17 protein-coding genes are annotated in these 15,572 nt (G+C 70.6%); 16 read left to right on the top strand and 1 reads right to left on the bottom strand.

Going from position 1 to position 15,572, the window contains the following annotated elements:
• A complete protein-coding gene (locus ACR9Y5_RS02070; RefSeq protein ID WP_481296396.1) occupies window positions 1-756 on the bottom strand; it encodes an HpcH/HpaI aldolase family protein in 756 nt (251 codons plus the stop codon).
• Window positions 757-835: 79 nt separating this feature from the next.
• Here ACR9Y5_RS02070 and ACR9Y5_RS02065 point away from each other — a divergent pair, with 79 nt between their 5' ends.
• From ACR9Y5_RS02065 to ACR9Y5_RS01990, 16 genes are all read left to right on the top strand, one after another.
• Entirely contained in the window at window positions 836-1,807 is a 972-nt protein-coding gene (locus ACR9Y5_RS02065) for an amidohydrolase family protein (RefSeq protein ID WP_481296395.1), read from the top strand.
• Between the two features lie 121 nt (window positions 1,808-1,928).
• A complete protein-coding gene (locus ACR9Y5_RS02060; RefSeq protein ID WP_481296394.1) occupies window positions 1,929-3,548 on the top strand; it encodes an ABC transporter substrate-binding protein in 1,620 nt (539 codons plus the stop codon).
• Complete coding sequence (locus tag ACR9Y5_RS02055) at window positions 3,545-4,477, top strand: ABC transporter permease (RefSeq protein ID WP_481296393.1); 933 nt, start codon at window positions 3,545-3,547, stop codon at window positions 4,475-4,477. Before ACR9Y5_RS02060 ends, ACR9Y5_RS02055 begins: the two co-directional genes overlap by 4 nt.
• On the top strand, window positions 4,474-5,358 hold the full coding sequence (locus ACR9Y5_RS02050) for an ABC transporter permease (protein ID WP_481296392.1): 885 nt from the start codon (window positions 4,474-4,476) through the stop codon (window positions 5,356-5,358). The genes ACR9Y5_RS02055 and ACR9Y5_RS02050 overlap by 4 nt, the downstream gene beginning before the upstream one ends.
• A gap of 7 nt (window positions 5,359-5,365) precedes the next feature.
• Window positions 5,366-6,118 (top strand): N-acyl homoserine lactonase family protein, encoded by a 753-nt coding sequence (locus ACR9Y5_RS02045; RefSeq protein WP_481296391.1) that lies wholly within the window; start codon window positions 5,366-5,368, stop codon window positions 6,116-6,118.
• Between the two features lie 35 nt (window positions 6,119-6,153).
• Window positions 6,154-7,386, top strand: coding sequence for a metal-dependent hydrolase family protein (locus ACR9Y5_RS02040; protein WP_481296390.1), 1,233 nt, complete (start codon window positions 6,154-6,156; stop codon window positions 7,384-7,386).
• Window positions 7,383-8,183 carry an ABC transporter ATP-binding protein gene (locus ACR9Y5_RS02035; protein ID WP_481296389.1) on the top strand — a complete coding sequence of 267 codons (801 nt, stop codon included), beginning with the start codon at window positions 7,383-7,385 and terminating at the stop codon, window positions 8,181-8,183. Before ACR9Y5_RS02040 ends, ACR9Y5_RS02035 begins: the two co-directional genes overlap by 4 nt.
• Window positions 8,180-9,013 (top strand): ATP-binding cassette domain-containing protein, encoded by an 834-nt coding sequence (locus ACR9Y5_RS02030; protein WP_481296388.1) that lies wholly within the window; start codon window positions 8,180-8,182, stop codon window positions 9,011-9,013. Before ACR9Y5_RS02035 ends, ACR9Y5_RS02030 begins: the two co-directional genes overlap by 4 nt.
• A gap of 41 nt (window positions 9,014-9,054) precedes the next feature.
• Window positions 9,055-10,215 (top strand): pyridoxal phosphate-dependent aminotransferase, encoded by a 1,161-nt coding sequence (locus ACR9Y5_RS02025; protein ID WP_481296387.1) that lies wholly within the window; start codon window positions 9,055-9,057, stop codon window positions 10,213-10,215.
• A 136-nt stretch (window positions 10,216-10,351) separates the two neighbouring features.
• Complete coding sequence (locus tag ACR9Y5_RS02020; RefSeq protein WP_481299505.1) at window positions 10,352-10,831, top strand: Lrp/AsnC family transcriptional regulator; 480 nt, start codon at window positions 10,352-10,354, stop codon at window positions 10,829-10,831.
• Window positions 10,832-10,903: 72 nt separating this feature from the next.
• Window positions 10,904-12,175, top strand: a complete 1,272-nt coding sequence (locus ACR9Y5_RS02015) for an allantoate amidohydrolase (RefSeq protein ID WP_481296386.1) — start codon at window positions 10,904-10,906, stop codon at window positions 12,173-12,175.
• Window positions 12,176-12,306: 131 nt separating this feature from the next.
• Entirely contained in the window at window positions 12,307-12,687 is a 381-nt protein-coding gene (locus ACR9Y5_RS02010; protein ID WP_481296385.1) for an ArsR/SmtB family transcription factor, read from the top strand.
• On the top strand, window positions 12,684-13,730 hold the full coding sequence (locus ACR9Y5_RS02005) for a cation diffusion facilitator family transporter (protein WP_481296384.1): 1,047 nt from the start codon (window positions 12,684-12,686) through the stop codon (window positions 13,728-13,730). Before ACR9Y5_RS02010 ends, ACR9Y5_RS02005 begins: the two co-directional genes overlap by 4 nt.
• Entirely contained in the window at window positions 13,727-14,326 is a 600-nt protein-coding gene (locus ACR9Y5_RS02000) for a cation efflux transmembrane domain-containing protein (RefSeq protein ID WP_481296383.1), read from the top strand. The genes ACR9Y5_RS02005 and ACR9Y5_RS02000 overlap by 4 nt, the downstream gene beginning before the upstream one ends.
• Window positions 14,323-14,781 (top strand): YkvA family protein, encoded by a 459-nt coding sequence (locus tag ACR9Y5_RS01995; RefSeq protein WP_481296382.1) that lies wholly within the window; start codon window positions 14,323-14,325, stop codon window positions 14,779-14,781. Before ACR9Y5_RS02000 ends, ACR9Y5_RS01995 begins: the two co-directional genes overlap by 4 nt.
• The gene (locus ACR9Y5_RS01990) at window positions 14,778-15,467 is read left to right on the top strand and encodes an aspartate/glutamate racemase family protein (protein WP_481296381.1); all 690 of its coding nucleotides are present in this window, start codon (window positions 14,778-14,780) and stop codon (window positions 15,465-15,467) included. Before ACR9Y5_RS01995 ends, ACR9Y5_RS01990 begins: the two co-directional genes overlap by 4 nt.
• Window positions 15,468-15,572 lie beyond the last annotated feature (105 nt).

Here is a 15,572-nt window from a genome sequence, read left to right as displayed (position 1 = left end):
TCACATCCCGGGCCCCGTCGGCACCCCCTCCAGCTTCCGAAAACCCTCGCGCAAGATGCCGTCGTCGGTGGTGGCAGCGATCGCGGTCAGCCCGTGGCCGGCGAGGAGGTGCGCGCGTGCCGGGCTGCCCGCGTAGCCGGCGGCGACGACACCGGCTCGTTCGCACGCACCGACGATCCGGCCGAGCGGTCCGGACGCCGAGCGGTCGGCGAGCAGCTCGTCGATGCCGACACCCAGCGCGAGCGCCAGGTCGAAGGGGCCCACGAAGATCCCGTCGACGCCGGCGGCCGCCGCGATGCCGTCGACGTCGGCCAACGCCTCCGCCGATTCGACCATCACCAGGCAGAGCGGCTCCGACTCGGCCGGCGGCACTCCGTAGCCGGCATCGATGCCGAAGACGCGCCGTGCCGGGCCGAAGCTGCGCGCGCCGCGCGGCGGGTAGTGGGTGGCACGCGCCGCCTCCGCCGCCTCCGCGGCATTCTGCACCATCGGCACGATCACACCGGCGGCCCCGCAGTCGAGCGCGCGCCCGATCAGCTCGGGGCGGTTCCACGCGACCCGCACCAGCACCTCCGCACCGTGGGCGGCGCCGGCCGCCACGGTGGCAGCGAGGTCCAGAGGCGCGAAACCATGCTGCTCATCGATGCCGATCCACGGGGCGCCGGAGGAGGCGAGCGCGCCGACGACGTGCGGGTTCGCGAGGTTCGACCAGATGCCCCAGTGGGGCGAAGCGGCGGACAAGGATGCGATGGTCATACGTCGAGGTTTTCAGATGTCATGTTACTGCCGTGTAACAACTTCCAGTTGAGAACGTGCTGTCGTAAATACTTGCGCCATGCATCCTCATCACGACACTGAGCCCGCACGCGACGAACCGTACGACGGCCCCGTCATCGACGCCCACTTCCACCTCTGGGACCTCGCCGGAGATCACTACCCGTGGCTGCTGCCCGGCGGCAGCTTCGGCCCCAAAGGCCTGTTCGACTCGTTGAAGCACGACTATGTGCTCGACGACTACCGCGCCGACATCGCCGGACAGAACATCGTCGCGTCGGTGCACATCGAGGCGTTGTGGGATGCCGCTGACAGTCCCGTGAACGAGACCCGCTGGCTGGAGACGCTCGACAAGTCCGACAACCTCGCCATCCGCTACGTCGCCGCGGTGCCGTTCGAGACGCCGGAGACGGAGCGGTTGATCCGGGAGCAGGCGTCGTTCGAGCGCGTCGTCTCCATCCGCCAGACGATCGCCTGGAATCCGGACCCCGACAAGACGATGATGCCGGAGCCGGAGATCAGCCGGCGTCCCGCCTGGCGGCAGTCGCTCCCCCTGCTGGCGGAGCTGGGCCTGCGGCTCGATCTGCTGATCTACCCGTGGCAGGCCGCCGAGGTCGTCGAGCTGGCGGCAGCGTTCCCTGACCTGACCATCGTGGTCAATCACATCGCCAGCCCGATCGACCAGAGCGAACACGGCCTCGCCGACTGGCGGACGGATGTCGTGCTGCTGGCCACCGCGCCCAACATCGTGATGAAGGTGTCGTCGGTGCACGGTTACCTGCCCGAGCCGACGTTCGAGCACGCCGCCCCGCTCATCCGTCACGTGGTGGACAGCTTCGGCGCCGGGCGCTGCATGATCGCCAGCGACTTCCCGGTGGGCGGCATCCGCGGCATCTCGTACGCCGAGGCGTTCGACCACTACCGGCGCGCCACCAGCCACCTGCCGGCGTCGGAGCAGTTCGAGCTGTTCTGTGGCACCGCCTCGCGGGTGTATCGCATCTCACTGGATGAGCTGGCCATCCGCCGCCCGTAATGCCCTTGAAACAAAACGTTCGATAAGCGAAACACGAAATTGCTTGCCGTTTGAAACGAGGGCGAACTAGCTTTCACTTCAACCCCGCATCCCTCATGCACCCCCACCCCCAAGGAGCGTCATGACATCCCAGCCCTCCCCCCGCAGAGCACTGCGCGTCCTCACCTCCGTCGTCGCCCTCGCCGCGGCCGGCTCCCTCCTCGCCGGCTGTGCCGAGGGCGCGACGGGAACCCCCGGCGGCAGCGCCGGCGCGAGCGCACCGTCCGACCTCGTCGTCGCCCTGAGCCAGAACCCCGACAGCCTCGACCCGGGCCAGAGCGGCCTGGTGGGCTCCATCAAGGTGGATGCGCAGATCTTCGACCCGCTGATCTGGCGCTTCTCCGGCTCCACCGACTACGAGCCGGGACTGGCCACCTCCTACTCGGTGAACAGCGACTCCACCGAGTACACGTTCAAGCTCCGCGACGGAGTGACGTTCCAGGACGGCACCCCGTTCACGGCCGACGCCGTCAAAGCCACCTTCGACCACATCGCCGACCCGGCGACGAAGTCGGCCAGCGCCGTCACGTCGCTCGGTCCGTACAAGGAGACCGACGTCATCGACCCGCACACGGTCAAGGTCGTCTTCTCAAGCCCCTACCCCGCGTTCAACACGCTGGTCGCCAGCGAGCAGTTCGGCATCGCCTCCCCCACCGCGCTGAAGAAGTACGGCTCCGAATTCGGTCAGCACCCGGTGGGCACCGGGCCGTTCTCGTTCGTGAGCTTCACCAACGGCTCCGAGGTCAAGCTCAAGCGCAACCCCGACTACGCCTGGGGTCCGAAGCGCTTCGGCTCGGGGGCCGCGAAGCTCTCGACTCTCACCTTCCGCATCCTCACCAGCCCCACGTCGCAGAACAACGCCCTGAAGACGGGCGAGGTGCAGATCGCCGACGGGCTCAACCCGCAGGACGTCGCCGACGCCAAGAAGGCGGGCAAGAGCATCACGACGGTCGCCGCGGCCGGGATGCCCTACGGTTGGCTGATCAACGTCGACAAGGCGCCGACGAACGACCCGCTGGTGCGCCAGGCGATCGCCCACGCCATCGACCGCAAGTCGATCATCTCGACCCTGTTCGCCGGCGAGTTCGACCTCGCCACCAGCGTCGTGACCAAAGCCACGCCGGGCTACGTCTCGGCGGGCGACGACTTCAGCTACGACGTCAAGAAGGCGGGCGCCCTGCTCGACAAGGCCGGCTGGAAGCTGGTGAACGGCAAGCGCGAGAAGAACGGGACGCCGCTCACGGTGAACATGATCAACATCGCCAACTTCGGCTTCGACGACATGTCCACGCTCGTGCAATCCCAGCTGGCTGCTGTCGGCATCACGGCCACGCTCAGCGACCAGGCGTTCCCGACCGTCGGACAGACCTACAACCAGGGAGCCTCCAATACCGCGAGCTGGTTCTTCTGGTCGCTGGACCCGAACATGATCAAATCGGTGTTCACCTGCGCACAGGTCGCGAGCGGCTTCAACTGGGCGCACTACTGCGACCCCCAGCTCGACAAGCAGATCGCCGCCGCCGACGCCACCGCCGACCCGAAGGCCCGCGCCGCCGCCTTCGCCGACGTCTTCACCGCCATCAACAAGCAGGTCGCGTTCATCCCGGTCTACGACCTCAAGGCGATCTACGTCAGCAACGGCGTCACCGGCCTGGCCTCCACCCCCGACGGAGACGCCTACTACGCCGGGGTCGGCAAGTGATCCGATTCCTCAGCCGGCGGCTGCTGGTCGCGATCCCGGTGCTGCTCGGGGTGGTGGTGCTGGTCTTCCTGATCCTGCGCCTCATCCCGGGCGACCCGGCGCAGATCGTCCTGATGGGGACGAACGCGTCACCGGAGCGCGTCGCGGAGGTGCGTCACCAGATGGGACTCGACCAGCCGTGGATCACCCAGTTCGCGATGTACGTCGGCGGCCTCCTGCACGGCGACCTCGGCTACTCGTACGTCTCGCACGGAACGGTCGCCGCGCAGATCGGCAGCAGGCTCCCGTCGACGCTCGACCTCGCGGCGGCCGCCCTCGGCGTCGCCCTGATCGTGGGCGTGCCCACCGGCGTCGTCGGCGGGTTCTGGCCCGGCTCGATCGCAGACAAGATCGCGACCGGCTTCTCGGTCCTCGGACTGGCGGTTCCCTACTTCTGGCTGGCCCAGCTGCTCATCCTGGTGTTCGCCGTCAACCTGCGCTGGCTGCCGGCGCTCGGGGTCGGCGGCCCGACCTCGCTCATCCTGCCGGCGCTCTCGCTCGGTCTGGGCTTCGCGGCGATCATCACGCGCATCCTGCGGAGCGCCCTGATCGACGTCTACCAGCAGCCGTACATCCTCGTCGCGCGCAGCAAAGGGCTCTCGAACTGGCAGGTGCTCACCCGGCACGCCATGCGGAACGCGATCTCGTCGGTGACCACGATCATCGGCCTGCAGATCGGCAACCTGCTGGCCGGGGCGGTCGCGACCGAGGTGATCTTCGGCAGGCCGGGGATCGGCAACTACCTGGTGTCGCAGATCCAGCTGAAGGACATCCCGAGCATCCAGGGAATCGTCCTGTTCATCGCCCTGAGCTACATCGTGATCAACATCCTGGTCGACGTCGGGCACGGGCTGCTCGACCCGCGCGTACGGAAGGCCTGGGCCGCATGACCTCCGCAGTCGAGCACGTGATCGAGAAGCCGAGCCCTCGAGCGGGCAAGCACCGCCGTCGCCGGGTGGATGTCGGAGGAGCGGTCGTGTGCACCGCCGCCGTGCTGCTGGTGCTCGCCGTGGTTCTGGCGCCCGTGATCGCCCCCGACCCGCCGACGGTCGCGGTGGGACTCGCGCGCAGCGCCCCCAGCATCGAGCACCCGTTCGGGATCGACCACCTCGGCCGCGACGTGCTCTCCCGGGTGCTGTGGGGCGGCAGGGAGACCCTCATGATGGCGGGACTCAGCACCGCGCTGGCGGCGATCGTCGGAGTCCCGATCGGGCTGTTCGCCGGCTACGTCGGCGGCGTGCGCGGCGGGATCTCGATGCGGGTCATGGATGTGCTGCTCGCCTTCCCCGGGCTGCTCCTGGCCCTCGTGATCATCACCATCGGGGGAGCCGGTGTCGCGAGCACCGTGCTCGCGGTCGGCGTCTCGTTCGTGCCCGTGTTCGCCCGCGTGGTCTACGGCTCCACCCAGCGGGCGAGGGCCGAGGAGTACATCGCCGCGTCGATCGTCGTCGGCGCGTCCCCGTTCCGGGTGATGACCAGGAACGTGCTCCCGGTCGTGCTGACCGAGGTCGTCGTGATGGTGTCGAGCGCGATCGGCTGGACCATGCTGCTGACAGCCGCACTCAACTTCCTGGGCTTCGGCGTCGCGCCGCCCACCCCGGAGTGGGGAGCCGATCTCGGCGCGGGCACCGAGTACCTCGACCAGGCCTGGTGGATCTCGGCCGCTCCCGGCCTCGCCATAACGGTCACCATCCTGATCGCCAACTTCCTCGGCGACTACCTCGCCAAGGTGCTCTCGGCGCCGCGTGCCGAACTGGTCCCGGGGAAGTGAGGAACCGATGAAGCTCACCATCCTCCCGCTCGGCACCTGCTGGTGCGCGCACGGCGTGGTGACCCCCGGTCACCGCCACGACGAGAAGTTCAGCATCCCGGTCTCCTCCTACCTCGTCGAGCTCGACCGGGGGCGCCTGCTGCTGATCGACACCGGGATGAGCCGCGACCACATCGGCAACCCCGACCTCACCTGGGCCGGCACCGACTTCGCCCGGATGCTGACCCCGGTCATGGCCCCCGAGGACGACATCGCCTTCCAGCTGGCCGCACTCGGCATCGAGCCGCCGCAGATCGACTACGTGATCAACACGCACCTGCACTTCGACCACGCCGGCAACAACTTCCAGTTCATCAACGCCACCTTCTTCGCCCAGCGCGCGCACTACGAGCACGCCCTGGAGAACCCGAGGTTCCCCAACGAATACTGGAACGTCGCCGGCCTCGACTACGAGCTCCTCGACGGCGGCGGCGAGGTGCTGCCGGGCGTCGAGATCATCCCGACCCCCGGGCACGCGCCCGGCCACCAGTCCGTGCTGCTGCACCTGCGCCGGGACGGCGACCTGGTGATCTGCGGCGACGCGATCTACCTGCAGGACAACATCGACCTCGACAACTGGGAGGCGATGGCCGATCCGGCCCAGGCCCGGGCCAGCGCCCAGCGCCTCCGCGACCTGGAGGCCGGCGGCGCCCGCCTGCTCTTCGGGCACGACCCCGCACAGGCCGCCGCCTTCCCGCGCGCGCCCCACCGTTACTGCTGACCACCGACCGCACCGATCCCCAAGGAGCCGCACCCGTGACCGAATCCAACATCCTCATCTCCGACGTCGCCGTCTTCGACTCGCGCACCGGAACACGCGTCGAGCACCAGTCGGTCGTCGTCGCCGGCGACACGATCGACTGGGTCGGGCCGGCCGCGCAGGAGCCCGCCCCGGGCGACGGGTGGACCGTCCGCGACGGGCGCGGCCGCACGCTGCTGCCAGGCCTCTTCAACGGCCACGTGCACCTGATGGGCGACGGCGTGAACGACGGGGGCACGCTCACCGACTCGACCACCTACGGCGCCGTCCAGGCGGTGCGCAACCTCGAGCAGACGATCATGACCGGCGTCACCAGCGTCCGCGACTGCGGGTCGATCGGCGGCATCGCCATCGAGCTGCGCGACATCGTGGCCTCCGGCTACCTGCGCGGGCCGCGCGTGAAGGCGGCCGGACGCGTGATCACGATGACGGGCGGCCACGGGCACTCGATCGGGCGTCAGGCGGACGGGCCGTGGGGCGTCGCGCAGGCCACGCGCGCGGAGCTGCACGCCGGGGCGGACTTCATCAAGATCATGGCCACCGGCGGGGTGCTCACGGAGGGCGTGACGCCGCTGCAGACCGCGCTCCACGTGGACGAGCTCCGGGCGGCGGTCGACGAGGCGCACAACGCCGGAAAGCGCATCACAAGCCACGCGATCGGCGGCGCCGGGGTGAAGAACGCGATCCGCGCAGGGCTCGACTCGATCGAGCACGCCTGCTTCTTCGACGACGAGGCCATCGAGCTGGCGCTGGAGCGGGGGACGATCATCGTCCCGACCCTGGTGGCGGTGAACCGCATCGTGACCAACGGCGACAGCATCCCGGAGTGGGTGTACAAGAAGGCGCTCATGGAGTCCGAGGCGTCGGTCTCCGGCTTCCGCGCGATGGTCGCAGCGGGCGTACGCGTCGCGCTCGGCACCGACGCGGGCACCCCGCACAATCCGCACACCGAGGTCCCTGTCGAGCTGGAGCTGATGGTCGAGTACGGCATGACGCCGAGTCAGGCGCTGGTCGCCGCGACCCTCACCGCTGCCGAGAACTTCGACGTGCTCGACACGCTCGGCGCGGTCGAGGCCGGCCTGCTCGCCGACCTGCTGCTCGTCGAGGGCGACCCGACCGTCGACGTGTCCGCGATCAGGAACGTGCTGCTGGTGACCAAGGGCGGCGAGATATTCCGCGACGAGCTCGTCGGCGAAGCGACTCAGGCCAGGGACGAGGTCGCGGCGTGAGGGGCGACTCGTTGCTGTCGGTCCGCGACCTGCGGGTCGTCTTCCCCGGCCAGTCCGAGGCGGCGGTCGGCGGCGTGAGCTTCGATATGGAGACCGGGCGGACGCTCGGCCTGGTCGGCGAGTCCGGCTCGGGCAAGAGCACCGTGTGCCTCGCCCTGCTGGGCCTGCTGCCGCGCGGCACGCAGGTGACCGGGCAGATCCTGTTCCGCGGCCGCGACCTGGTGAAGCTGAAGGACTCCGCACTGCGGCCGATCCGCGGCAAGGAGATCGGGCTGGTGTACCAGGACCCGCTCGGCGCCCTGAATCCGGTGCGCACGATCGGCGCGCAGCTGCGCGAGTCGCTGCGGCTGCACCTCGGGCTCTCGCGCGCAGCGGCCGACGACCGTGCCGTCGAACTGCTCGAACGGGTCGGCATCTCCTCCGCCCGCGCCACCCTGGGCGCATACCCCCACGAGTTCTCCGGCGGCATGCGCCAGCGCGTCGTCATCGCGATGGCGATCTCGTGCAACCCGTCGTTGCTGGTCGCAGACGAACCGACCACCGCCCTCGACGTGAACGTGCAGGCGCAGGTGCTCGACCTCCTGCAGAGCCTGAGCGACGAGCTCGGCCTCGCCCTCCTGCTGGTCAGCCACGACCTCGGCGTCGTCGCGGGTCTCTCCGACACGACGGCCGTCATGCGATTCGGCGAGATCGTGGAGCAGGGCGACGCGGTGTCGGTGTTCACCGAGCCGCAGCATCCGTACACGCGCGCTCTGCTCGCCAGCGTGCGGGCCCTGGAGAGCGAGGACGCACAGTGACCGCCCCGCTGCTTCAGGTGAGCGACCTCACCGTCAGCTTCTCGCGCCGAGGGCTGCTCCGCCGCGGCGCCCCCGTGCCCGCCGTCAGAGGCGTCTCGCTGACCGTGGAGGCCGGCTCGACCGTCGGGATCGTCGGCCAGTCCGGTAGCGGCAAGTCGACCGTCGCACGCACCATCGTCGGACTCGAGAAGCCCACCTCGGGCACGATCGCGCTCGCCGGGACGCCGATGGACCAGACCGCGTCGTCGCTGGCCGCACTGCGCCGCAGCGTGCAGATGGTGTTCCAGGACTCGCTGAGCTCGCTGAATCCCCGGCGGACCGTGGCCGCGATCCTCGCCGAACCGCTGATCGTGCACAAGGTCGTCCCGCGTCACCAGCTGCGCAGCCGCATCGCCGAGCTGCTCGACGATGTCGGCCTGCCCGCCGGGTTCGCGCAGCGCCGCCCGATGCAGCTCTCGGGAGGCCAGCGACAGCGCGTCAACATCGCGCGAGCCCTGGCGAGCGAGCCGCAGCTGATCATCGCCGACGAGCCGACCAGCGCGCTCGACGTCTCCATCCGGGCGCAGGTGCTCGAGCTGATGAAGCGCCTGCAGGCGGAACGCGGGCTGGCCTACCTCTTCATCAGCCACGACCTCCACGTCGTGCGCCACATGAGCGACACGGTCGTGGTCATGCACCGCGGCGAGATCGTGGAGGTCGCCGACAAGCACACCATCTACCGCGCACCGCAGCACGAGTACACCCGGTCGCTGCTCGCCGCGGCGCCCACCACCGACTCCGCACTGGCACGCGCGCAGAGCCGTCGCCGGGAGCGGCTGGGCGCGTCGTGACCGCGCAGACACCCCAACCACGAAGGAACGAAACCCCCCGAATGCAGCTACCCCACAGCACCAGCACGATGCCGCGCTCCGGAATCCGCGAGATCATGGACCTCGCCCTCGCCCGGCCCGGCACCATCCGGCTCGAGCTCGGCGAGCCGGACTTCCCGACGCCCCCGAACGTGGTGGAGGCGGCGGCGCGCGCGGCAGCGGCCGGGCTGACGAAGTACACGCCCACCGCGGGCATCCCGCAGCTGCGCGAGGCGCTGGCCGAGAAGATCCGGGCGCGCAACGGGTTCACCGTCGACCCCGGCCGGGTGCTGGTCTCGACCGGCGCCGTGCAGGGCATCTACACCGCGCTGGCCGGACTGATCGATCCTGGCCAGGGCATCCTGGTGCCGTCGCCGAGCTGGCCCAACTACCTCATGATGTGCCGGCTGCTGCGCGCCGACCCGGTCGGCTACCGGCTGCGCCCCGAGAACGGCTACGCGCCCGACATCGCCGAGCTGGAGGCGGCGATCACCCCCCGGACGCGCGCCATCGTGCTCAACTCGCCGTCGAACCCGCTCGGCTCGGTCGTCGACGCCTCCCGTCTGGCCGAGATCGTGGCGTGGGCGAACGATCGCGGGCTCTGGATCGTCTCCGACGAGTGCTACGACGAGCTTACCTACGACCGCCCGCACGTCTCTGCGGCCGTGTTCGACGAGCGCGACTCGGTCGTCTCGGTGTTCAGCTTCTCGAAGACCTACGCGATGACCGGCTGGCGGATCGGCTACGCCGCACTCCCGCGGGAATCGGTGACCACCCTGTCGAATGCCCACGAGGCGACGATGTCGTGCGTCGCGATGCCGACCCAGTACGCCGCGCTCGAGGCGGTCACCGGCCCGCAGGAGCCGGTGGCGGCGATGCGCGCCGAGTATCGCCGGCGCCGGGATGCGGCACTGGCCGAGCTGGCCGCGGCCGGCATCCCCGCCTACCGGCCGGACGGGGCCTTCTACCTCTGGATCGACATCTCGGCGTCAGGACAGCGCAGCGACGACTTCGCCCGCCGCCTGGTCGCGGAATCCGGGGTCGCGGTCGCGCCGGGGACGGCGTTCGGGCCGGGAGGCGAGGGGCACGTCCGGCTCTCCATCGCGAACGGCGTCGACAGCATCCGGGAGGGCGTCGTGCGGATCGCGGCGGCTCTCGGAACTCCCGCGATCGCGGCCCGATGATGCCCGCATCCGCCGCCGATGCCGCCAGTAAGCTGCCAGAGAGCATCAGAAGGAGGGGTCGAATGAGCATGCCGGCCGACCACGACGTCGAGCGGGGGACGGGGTCGAACCGGCGCCGGGCTCGCGGCTCGCCCAGATCATCCAGCGCCCGGCGCCCAAGGCGCCGCTCGACGACGTCGACATCGCGTTGCTGAAGGCGCTGCACGAGGATTCGCGGCTCTCGCAGCGCGCGCTGTCGCGGGAGGTCGCGCTGTCGGCCCCGGCGATCGGGGAGCGGCTGGCCCGCCTGGAGCGGCTCGGCGTCATCCGCGGCTACACCGTCGACCTCGACTGGGCCGCGCTCGGCTACTCGATGTCGGTGCACATCCCGATGACGGCCGCCGCCGGAGCCGACCTCGGCGCGATCATCGAGAGCCTCGTCGAGATGCCCGAGCTGGAAGACCTCGACATCGTCACCGGGCAGTGGGACCTCATCGCGAAGTTCCGCCTGCGCGACCACGCCCACCTGCAGGAGGTGCTGCTGGTGCGCATCTGGCAGATCCCGGGCGTGCAGCGGGTCGAGACCTTCCTCGGGCTCGGAAACTACCGGGGCGCGGGCGCACTCCGCGATCTCTGACCCGTACCCCTGCGGCCCGCACCGCCGGGCCGCCCGCACCGTCCGCCCATCCCCACGCAGGGAGGAACACCCGTGACCGCTCGCCCCGCCCCGACCGGCACCGCCGCGACCTCGCTCCGCGTCGACGCCGCGCGCCTGCGCTCCGACATCGAACAGCTCGGCCGCATCGGCCGCGTCGCCGCCGGGGGGATCAGCCGCACGAGCTTCTCACCCGCCGACCTGGAAGCCCGGGCCTGGTACCACGACCGTTGCGCCGAGGCCGGCCTCGCCGTCGACGCCGACGGCCTGGGCAATCTGCTCGTCCGCGGTCCCGGGGACGACGGCTCCGGACCGGCCGTGTGGTCGGGTTCGCACATCGATACGGTGCCGAACGGCGGCCGCCTCGACGGCGCGCTGGGCTCGCTCGCCGCGCTCGAATGCCTCCGCACGCTGTCGGAGGCCGGCGTCACGCTGCGGCACCCCGTGCGCGCGGTCGTCTTCACCGACGAAGAGGGCAGCTACGATCACCTCCTGGGCTCGGTCGGCCTGCGACTCGGCTACACGCGCGCCCAACTGCACGAACTGCGCGGCCGCGACGGCGACCCGCTCGTCGACCGGCTCATCGCGATCGGCTGGGACGTCGACACCGCCACGCGCACCGCGATCGACCCCGGGAGCGTGCACGCCTTCGTGGAGCTGCACATCGAGCAGGGCCCGAAGCTGGAGGCCCAGGGCATCGACATCGGCGTCGTCACCTCCATCGTCGGCATCGGGGGAGCGGAGGCCGAGTTCATCGGCGCCGCCGACCATGCCGGCACCACCCCGATGGACCGGCGCAAGGACGCGCTCCTCGCCGCTGCGGACTACCTGCTCGGCCTGCCGGGGCTTGCGGCCGCGATCGACCCGGCCGCCGTCGTCACCTGCGGCATCCTCGATCTCGAACCGGGCGGCTCCAACATCGTGCCGGGCACAGTACGGGTCACCCTCGACTTCCGCTCCCCGGATGCGGAACGGCTGCGTGCGCTCGCCGCGGCGCTGGAGACCCGCGCCCGCACCGTGGCCGCCGAGCGCGGTCTCGAAGCCGGCTGGCGACAGGACGCGCTGATCGAGCCGGTCGCCCTCGACGAGGATGTCCGCAGCGTCATCGCCGGCCGGGTCGACGCCCTGGGCCTGACACGCACCGACATTCCCTCCGGCGCCGGCCACGACGCGCAGAACATGGCGTGGCTCGCACCGACCGGGATGATCTTCGTGCCCAGCATCGGAGGCAAGAGCCACACTCCAGAAGAGGACACGACCTGGGAGGACATCGAGAACGGCGCGAACGTCCTCCTGCAGACGCTGCTGGCGCTCGCGGACGTGTAGGCCGCCGCTCGCTCGCCCGCGAGCGGATGATCGGCCGGGGCCGAGCACGACGACGCTCCGACGGGAGACCGCACACGCGGCATCCACGGCGCAGAGTTGCATCGTGCGGCGACAACGCCTTTAATCTGCATATGCACGCAGATAAGCCGATATGCGGACGCCTGCCCGACAGCCAGTACGTCGAGCTCGCCGTGGAGGTGTTCGCCATGCTCGCGGACCCGACCCGGGTGCGGATCGTGCTGGCGCTCCGGGATGCCGGCGAGCTGTCGGTGAATCACCTGGCGGACATCCTGGACAAGCAGCCGGCGGCCGTGTCTCAGCATCTGGCGAAGCTGCGGCTGGCGCGGATCGTCGCCACCCGGCAGGACGGCCAGCGGGTCTTCTACCGGCTCGAGAACGAGCACGCGAGCCGGCTGGTGAGCGACGCGATCTTCCAGGCCGAGCACTCCCTGGGCGGCACACCCCGGCACCACCACGCGGCGGCGGCCACGGACGACGAGGCGACCGCATGACCCACGAGACGCACACCCACCACGGGCACGATCACGGGCAGCCCCACGACCACGACGACCACCAGCACGCTCACGACCACGGCCACCACCACCCCACCGGCTTCAAGGGCTTCCTCTACGGCCTCTTCATCCCGCACTCGCACGACGCCGCCGACGCGATCGATGATGCGATGGAGGCGAGCACCGAGGGCGTCCGCGCCCTGAAGATCAGCCTCTTCGTGCTGCTCGGGACCACCCTGCTGCAGGCGGTGATCGTCGCGTTCAGCGGCTCCGTCGCGCTGCTTGCCGACACGGTTCACAACTTCTCCGACGCGCTGACCGCGGTGCCGCTGTGGATCGCGTTCGTGCTCGGGCGCCGCGCCGCCTCCCGCCGCTACACCTACGGGTACGGTCGCGCGGAGGATCTCTCCGGGCTGTTCATCATCGCGGTCGTCGCACTGTCCGCCGTCGTGGCGGCCTGGCAGTCGATCGAGCGCCTCTTCCGCCCGCAGCCGCTGGAGAACCTGGGCTGGGTGATCGTCGCCGGCCTGATCGGATTCGCCGGCAACGAGGCGGTCGCGATCTACCGCATCCGCGTCGGCCAGCGCATCGGCTCCGCCGCCCTGGTCGCGGACGGCGTCCACGCCCGGATCGACGGCTTCACCTCGCTGGCGGTCGTCCTCGGGGCGATCGGCGTGATGCTCGGCTTCCCCCTCGCCGACCCGATCGTGGGCCTGCTCATCTCGGCCGCGATCATCGTCCTGCTCTGGGGAACCGTCCGCAGCATCGGTCGCCGGCTGCTCGACGGAATCGAACCTCACCTGGTCGACCAGCTGGAGCACGCGCTGACCGGGACGAGCGGCGTCGTCGCGGTGCCGCGCGTGCAGCTGCGCTGGATCGGCCACCGGCTGCACGGGAGCGCGCGGCTGGCCGTCGACGCCTCGACCCTGGCGGAGGCTCAGATCATCGGAGAGGCCGCGCGCGAGCACGCGACGACCCACCTCCGCAACCTCGACGACCTCCAGCTCGAACTGGTCCCCGCCGGCGTCGACCCCGCACGATGACGGACACCCGGCTCGACGGCGACGCCCGGCTCCGCCTGATCCGCTTCGGAATCGGCCTGGAGGCGGTCACCCTCGGCTGGAACGTGGTCGGAGTGGTCGTGCTCGCCGTCCTCGCTTCTCGGAGCGCGTCGGTCGCGCTGCTCGGCTTCGGCCTGGACAGCCTGATCGAGATCTTCGCCAGCATCGTCGTGATCTGGGAGTTGACGGGTGCCGGCGAGCGTCGGCAGCGGCTCGCGCTGCGGCTCATCGGCGTGGCGTTCCTGCTGCTGGCCGGGTATCTCCTCGTCCAGGCGGTGGTCGCACTGATCGCCGGCCATCATGCAACGCCCGCCCCCGGCGGCGCGGGATGGACGGCCGCGACCGCGCTGGTGATGTTCACCGTCGCCTACGGCAAAGCCCGCACCGGCCGTCGGCTCGGCAACCCGGTGCTGACCACCGAGGGCCGCGTGACGCTGGTGGACGGCATCCTCGCGACCGCCGTCCTGCTCGGCATCGGCCTCGACGGGCTCCTCGGCTGGTGGTGGGCGGACCCCGTGGCCGGTCTCGTGATCGTCGCCTACGCCGTGCGCGAGGCCGTGCACATCTTCGGGGAGTGACCGTGCCCGAGTGGATGTGGACCGCCGTCGGCGTGCTCCTCGGCCTGGCCGTCGTCTGGGTCGCCCTCGTCGTCGTCCTGCTCGTCCAGCAGCGCCGTGCCGGGCGAGACGTCGATTGGCGCGCGGTCCTGCGCCTGGTGCCCGACGTGATCCGGTTGATCCGGCGGCTCGCGACCGACCCGTCGGTGCCGCGCGGCACCCGCTGGTGGCTCTACGGACTGCTCGCCTACCTCATCCTCCCGATCGACCTCATCCCCGACTTCCTCCCCGGCATCGGTTACGCCGACGACGCGATCATCACCATCCTCGCGCTGCGCTTCGCCGCCAAGCACGCGGGCTACGACGCCCTCGAACGCAATTGGCCGGGGACGCCCGACGGGCTCGCGGGCCTGGTGGCTCTCGCCCGCATTCCTCGTTCCGTGCGCCACACTGGGGGTCGGGAGGAGACGCCATGAAACGCATCGGCCTGCTCGGGGGAATGAGCTGGGAGAGCACCGCCCTCTACTACTCGCTGCTCAACGAAGGGGTTCGCGAGCGACTCGGCGGGCTGCACTCCGCCGACCTCGTGCTGGTGTCGGTGGACTTCGCCGAGATCGAGCGGTTCCAGGCCGCGGGCGAGTGGGACCGCGCCGGGGCGATCCTGGCCGCGGAGGCGCAGCGGCTCGAGAGCGCAGGCGCGGAGTGCGTCGTTCTGTGCACCAACACCATGCACAAGGTCGCCGACCGGGTCTCCCGCGAGCTGCACATCCCGCTGCTGCACCTGGGGGATGTCACCGCCGCAGCCGCACTCGGCGCCGGGATGCGCACGGTCGCGCTGCTCGGCACCCGCTTCACCATGCAGGAGCCGTTCTACCGCGACCGGCTCGAAGCCGCCGGACTCCGGGTCCTCGTGCCCGGCCCCGACGCCCGAGTGGCGCTCGACGAGATCATCTACGGAGAGCTCGTGCGCGGGGTCATCCGCGAGGAGTCCCGCGCGGTGTACCGCAGCGCTATCGAGGACCTCGTCGGCCGCGGCGCCGAGGGCGTCATCCTCGGCTGCACCGAAATCGAGTTGCTCGTACGACCCGAGGACTCGCCTGTCCCGGCCCTCCCGACCACCGCGCTGCACGCGGCCGCGGCGATCGATTTCGCCCTGGCGTGAGGGCCGGCAGAAGCCTTTCGCCCGCCGATTCCGACCCCCGTCGGACCCGGGAACCGCTTCGGAAATCGGGCCTAGGCACACGACGCCCTCGTCCCCCAGACTGAG

The sequence above is a fragment of the Leifsonia sp. KNZ13-11D genome, assembly GCF_056754895.1.
This window is presented reverse-complemented; position numbering and strand designations above follow the sequence as displayed.

Bases quoted from the DNA above. Each gene is read 5' to 3' on its own strand.
- ACR9Y5_RS02050 (WP_481296392.1), top strand. From the start codon at position 4,474: ATGACCTCCGCAGTCGAGCACGTGATCGAGAAGCCGAGCCCTCGAGCG.
- ACR9Y5_RS01990 (WP_481296381.1), top strand. From the start codon at position 14,778: ATGAAACGCATCGGCCTGCTCGGGGGAATGAGCTGGGAGAGCACCGCC.
- ACR9Y5_RS02005 (WP_481296384.1), top strand. From the start codon at position 12,684: ATGACCCACGAGACGCACACCCACCACGGGCACGATCACGGGCAGCCC.
- ACR9Y5_RS02025 (WP_481296387.1), top strand. From the start codon at position 9,055: ATGCAGCTACCCCACAGCACCAGCACGATGCCGCGCTCCGGAATCCGC.
- ACR9Y5_RS02070 (WP_481296396.1), bottom strand. From the start codon at position 756: ATGACCATCGCATCCTTGTCCGCCGCTTCGCCCCACTGGGGCATCTGG.
- ACR9Y5_RS02010 (WP_481296385.1), top strand. From the start codon at position 12,307: ATGCACGCAGATAAGCCGATATGCGGACGCCTGCCCGACAGCCAGTAC.
- ACR9Y5_RS02065 (WP_481296395.1), top strand. From the start codon at position 836: ATGCATCCTCATCACGACACTGAGCCCGCACGCGACGAACCGTACGAC.
- ACR9Y5_RS02045 (WP_481296391.1), top strand. From the start codon at position 5,366: ATGAAGCTCACCATCCTCCCGCTCGGCACCTGCTGGTGCGCGCACGGC.
- ACR9Y5_RS02000 (WP_481296383.1), top strand. From the start codon at position 13,727: ATGACGGACACCCGGCTCGACGGCGACGCCCGGCTCCGCCTGATCCGC.
- ACR9Y5_RS02060 (WP_481296394.1), top strand. From the start codon at position 1,929: ATGACATCCCAGCCCTCCCCCCGCAGAGCACTGCGCGTCCTCACCTCC.